At 55.7% G+C, this 5,375-nt stretch carries 3 rRNA genes; all 3 read right to left on the bottom strand.

What is annotated here, in order from left to right:
* Positions 1 to 27 precede the first annotated feature (27 nt).
* The 3 genes from rrf to KILIM_RS21485 all read right to left on the bottom strand — a co-directional run bounded on the left by rrf (position 28) and on the right by KILIM_RS21485 (position 5,259).
* Positions 28 to 144: ribosomal RNA gene (rrf, locus tag KILIM_RS21495) — 5S ribosomal RNA — on the bottom strand.
* Between the two features lie 132 nt (positions 145 to 276).
* Positions 277 to 3,387, bottom strand: a 23S ribosomal RNA gene (locus KILIM_RS21490).
* 353 nt (positions 3,388 to 3,740) lie between these two features.
* Positions 3,741 to 5,259 (bottom strand): 16S ribosomal RNA (locus tag KILIM_RS21485).
* The 16S, 23S and 5S rRNA genes sit together here, the layout of an rRNA operon.
* Between the last annotated feature and the right edge of the window lie 116 nt (positions 5,260 to 5,375).

The raw sequence follows: 5,375 nt of genomic DNA, 5'->3' as shown, positions 1-5,375 counted from the left end.
GATTCTTCGCCCCGCTCTGTAAATTTTGTCCGGCGGCGTCCTACTCTCCCACACCGTCACCAGTGCAGTACCATCGGCGCTGAGAGGCTTAGCTTCCGGGTTCGGAATGGGACCGGGCGTTTCCCTCTCGCTATGACCGCCGTAACTCTAACGAACCCAACCGAGCACCAAACCCACCACCACACACAGTGCGGTTACCGGTTTGTGCTACCAGGCTGATGTCCTGGGAGTCACACAGTGGACGCGAACACCCCACACACCAAAACGTGTGTGTAAGGGGTCAAGTTATCGACTTATTAGTACCAGTCAGCTACACGCATTACTGCGCTTCCACATCTGGCCTATCAACCCAGTAATCTAGCTGGGGGTCTCTCGGACCAAAGGTCCATGGAAACCTCATCTCGAAGCGTGCTTCCCGCTTAGATGCTTTCAGCGGTTATCACTTCCGAACGTAGCTAATCAGCGGTGCCCTTGGCAGAACAACTGACACACCAGAGGTTCGTCCATCCCGGTCCTCTCGTACTAGGGACAGCCCTTCTCAAGTTTCCTACGCGCGCAGAGGATAGGGACCGAACTGTCTCACGACGTTCTAAACCCAGCTCGCGTACCGCTTTAATGGGCGAACAGCCCAACCCTTGGGACCTACTCCAGCCCCAGGATGCGACGAGCCGACATCGAGGTGCCAAACCATGCCGTCGATATGGACTCTTGGGCAAGATCAGCCTGTTATCCCCGGGGTACCTTTTATCCGTTGAGCGACCGCGTTTCCACACACCACGGCCGGATCACTAGTCCCGACTTTCGTCCCTGCTCGACATGTCTGTCTCACAGTCAAGCTCCCTTGTGCACTTACACTCAACACCTGATTGCCAACCAGGCTGAGGGAACCTTTGGGCGCCTCCGTTACCCTTTAGGAGGCAACCGCCCCAGTTAAACTACCCACCAGGCACTGTCCCTGATCCGGATCACGGACCGAAGTTAGACATCCAGAACGACCAGAGTGGTATTTCAACGTTGACTCCACACCCGCTGGCGCGAATGCTTCACAGTCTCCCACCTATCCTACACAAGCCGTCCCGAACACCAATACCAAGCTGTAGTAAAGGTCCCGGGGTCTTTCCGTCCTTCTGCGCGTAACGAGCATCTTTACTCGTAATGCAATTTCGCCGAGTTCGCGGTTGAGACAGTGGAGAAGTCGTTACGCCATTCGTGCAGGTCGGAACTTACCCGACAAGGAATTTCGCTACCTTAGGATGGTTATAGTTACCACCGCCGTTTACTGGCGCTTAAGTTCTCAGCTTCGCCCCAAAAGGCTAACCGGTCCCCTTAACGTTCCAGCACCGGGCAGGCGTCAGTCCGTATACATCCACTTACGTGTTCGCACGGACCTGTGTTTTTAGTAAACAGTCGCTTCTCCCTGGTCTCTGCGGCCACTCACGCTCCCACCGCAAGGGTGCTCACGATCATGGCCCCCCTTCTCCCGAAGTTACGGGGGCATTTTGCCGAATTCCTTAACCACGATTCACTCGATCGCCTTAGTATTCTCTACCTGACCACCTGAGTCGGTTTAGGGTACGGGCGGCTCGAACCTCGCTAGAAGTTTTTCTCGACAGCATAGGATCACCCTCTTCCCCCATACGGGGTCACCATCACATCTCAGGATTAATGCCAGCCGGATTTGCCTAGCTGACTCCCTACATGCTTGGACGTGGACAACCATCGCCACGCGGCGGCTACCTTCCTGCGTCACTCCATCACTTACCTACTACCAGATCGGGTCATGCGCTCCACCAATCCAACAACCCGTCAAAGACGAGCGCCGGCGGCTTCGGGCACTTAGCATCACAAGATTCAGTATTGGCGGTTCTTCGCCGGTACGGGAATATCAACCCGTTGTCCATCGACTACGCCTGTCGGCCTCGCCTTAGGTCCCGACTTACCCAGGGCAGATTAACTTGACCCTGGAACCCTTGGTCATTCGGCGGACGGGTTTCACACCCGTCATTCGCTACTCATGCCTGCATTCTCACTCGTGTGGCATCCACGGCTGGATCACTCCGCCGCTTCACTCGCCACACGACGCTCCCCTACCCAACCACACCCCTGAGACGAATCTAGGGAATAGTGTGATTGCCACAGCTTCGGTGGTGTGCTTGAGCCCCGCTACATTGTCGGCGCGGAATCACTTGACCAGTGAGCTATTACGCACTCTTTCAAGGGTGGCTGCTTCTAAGCCAACCTCCTGGTTGTCACGGCAACTCCACATCCTTTTCCACTTAGCACACGCTTAGGGACCTTAGCTGGTGATCTGGGCTGTTTCCCTCTCGACTACGAAGCTTATCCCCCGCAGTCTCACTGCCACGCTCTCACTTACCGGCATTCGGAGTTTAGCTGACGTCAGTAACCCGGTAAGGCCCATCAGCCATCCAGTAGCTCTACCTCCGGCAAGAAACACGTGACGCTGCACCTAAATGCATTTCGGGGAGAACCAGCTATCACGGAGTTTGATTGGCCTTTCACCCCTACCCACAGCTCATCCCCTCAGTTTTCAACCTAAGTGGGTTCGGGCCTCCACGCCGTCTTACCGGCGCTTCACCCTGGCCATGGGTAGATCACTCCGCTTCGGGTCTAGACCCCGCGACTAAAACGCCCTATTCAGACTCGCTTTCGCTACGGCTACCCCACACGGGTTAACCTCGCCACGAAGCACTAACTCGCAGGCTCATTCTTCAAAAGGCACGCCGTCACCCCACACAATGAGGGCTCCGACGGATTGTAGGCACACGGTTTCAGGAACTATTTCACTCCCCTCCCGGGGTACTTTTCACCATTCCCTCACGGTACTTGTCCGCTATCGGTCACCAGGTAATATTTAGGCTTAGCGGGTGGTCCCGCCAGATTCACACAGGATTTCTCGAGCCCCGTGCTACTCGGGTATACATGAATGGAGTCACACAGATTTCGCCTACGGGGCTACCACCCACTACGGCCCGCCATTCAAAACGGTTCGACTATCCACATGATTTCTTACTCCACGACCGGACGGCAGCCCGATCAACACATACCCCACAACCCCGCACACACAACACCTGCCGGCTTGACATGCGCACGGTTTAGCCTCATCCGCTTTCGCTCGCCACTACTCACGGAATCACAATTGTTTTCTCTTCCTGTGGGTACTGAGATGTTTCACTTCCCCACGTTCCCTCCACACACCCTATGAGTTCAGATGCGGGTGACTGGACTTGCCTCCAGCCGGGTTTCCCCATTCGGACACCCTCGGATCACAGTCTGGTTATCGACTCCCCGAGGCTTTTCGCAGATTCCAACGTCCTTCATCGGTTCCTGGTACCAAGGCATCCACCCTGTGCCCTTAAAAACTTGACCACAAAGATGCTCGCGTCCACTATGCAATTCTCAACACACCAACCCACACCCCAACCACCACCAAGAAACCTCTTGATGACACTCGAAGCAGGGCCACACACACAAGACATCAACCAACCCCAGCCACGGACCACGTCCGTCACATGAAGCAGCCGACCCCTCAGGACCCAACAGCGCACCACACGACCACCCAGCCAGTCCACCACCGCTTTCCCCACCCCCACACAGAGGGCCGTACTCACACGCGATGCTTCACCAGATGACCTAACGACAGATGTTCCACCCTCGAGCACACACTCCAGTCCCCACACTCGGAGGACATCAAAAGTGTCTCACTAAGAGAAGCTCCTTAGAAAGGAGGTGATCCAGCCGCACCTTCCGGTACGGCTACCTTGTTACGACTTAGTCCCAATCGCCAGTCCCACCTTCGACGGCTCCCCCCACAAGGGTTAGGCCACCGGCTTCGGGTGTTACCGACTTTCGTGACTTGACGGGCGGTGTGTACAAGGCCCGGGAACGTATTCACCGCAGCGTTGCTGATCTGCGATTACTAGCGACTCCGACTTCATGGGGTCGAGTTGCAGACCCCAATCCGAACTGAGACCAGTTTTTTGGGATTCGCTCCACCTCACGGTTTCGCAGCCCATTGTACCGGCCATTGTAGCATGCGTGAAGCCCAAGACATAAGGGGCATGATGATTTGACGTCATCCCCACCTTCCTCCGAGTTGACCCCGGCAGTCTCCCATGAGTCCCCACCACTACGTGCTGGCAACATGGAACGAGGGTTGCGCTCGTTGCGGGACTTAACCCAACATCTCACGACACGAGCTGACGACAACCATGCACCACCTGTACACCGACCTTACGGGGCACACATCTCTGCATGTTTCCGGTGTATGTCAAGCCTTGGTAAGGTTCTTCGCGTTGCATCGAATTAATCCGCATGCTCCGCCGCTTGTGCGGGCCCCCGTCAATTCCTTTGAGTTTTAGCCTTGCGGCCGTACTCCCCAGGCGGGGCGCTTAATGCGTTAGCTGCGGCACAGAACTCGTGGAATGAGCCCCACACCTAGCGCCCAACGTTTACGGCATGGACTACCAGGGTATCTAATCCTGTTCGCTCCCCATGCTTTCGCTTCTCAGCGTCAGTAATGGCCCAGAGACCTGCCTTCGCCATCGGTGTTCCTCCTGATATCTGCGCATTTCACCGCTACACCAGGAATTCCAGTCTCCCCTACCACACTCTAGCCTGCCCGTACCCACCGCACGCCCAGAGTTAAGCCCTAGGTTTTCACGGCAGACGCGACAAACCGCCTACAAGCTCTTTACGCCCAATAATTCCGGACAACGCTCGCACCCTACGTATTACCGCGGCTGCTGGCACGTAGTTAGCCGGTGCTTCTTCTGCAGGTACCGTCACTCTCGCTTCTTCCCTGCCGAAAGAGGTTTACAACCCGAAGGCCTTCATCCCTCACGCGGCGTCGCTGCATCAGGCTTTCGCCCATTGTGCAATATTCCCCACTGCTGCCTCCCGTAGGAGTCTGGGCCGTGTCTCAGTCCCAGTGTGGCCGGTCACCCTCTCAGGCCGGCTACCCGTCGTCGCCTTGGTGAGCCACTACCTCACCAACAAGCTGATAGGCCGCGAGTCCATCCCCCACCGAAAAACTTTCCACCAACACCCATGCAGGCATCAGTAATATCCAGTATTAGACCTCGTTTCCAAGGCTTATCCCAGAGTAGGGGGCAGGTTACTCACGTGTTACTCACCCGTTCGCCACTAATCCAGCAAGCAAGCTTGCCTTCATCGTTCGACTTGCATGTGTTAAGCACGCCGCCAGCGTTCGTCCTGAGCCAGGATCAAACTCTCCATAAAAGAATCATTCAAAACCTGGCTTACATCAAAAATCCATCAAAGGATAATGACAAAGCCAAACAAACAATTGGCATCTATCGTCATGGCACGCTGTTGAGTTCTCAAGAATCGGATGC

Origin of the sequence: Kineosphaera limosa NBRC 100340 (assembly GCF_000298215.1) — a bacterium.
GTDB classification, from domain to species: domain Bacteria; phylum Actinomycetota; class Actinomycetes; order Actinomycetales; family Dermatophilaceae; genus Kineosphaera; species Kineosphaera limosa.
Note: the sequence above shows the minus strand (reverse complement) of the source record. Positions and strands in the feature narration are given on the sequence as shown.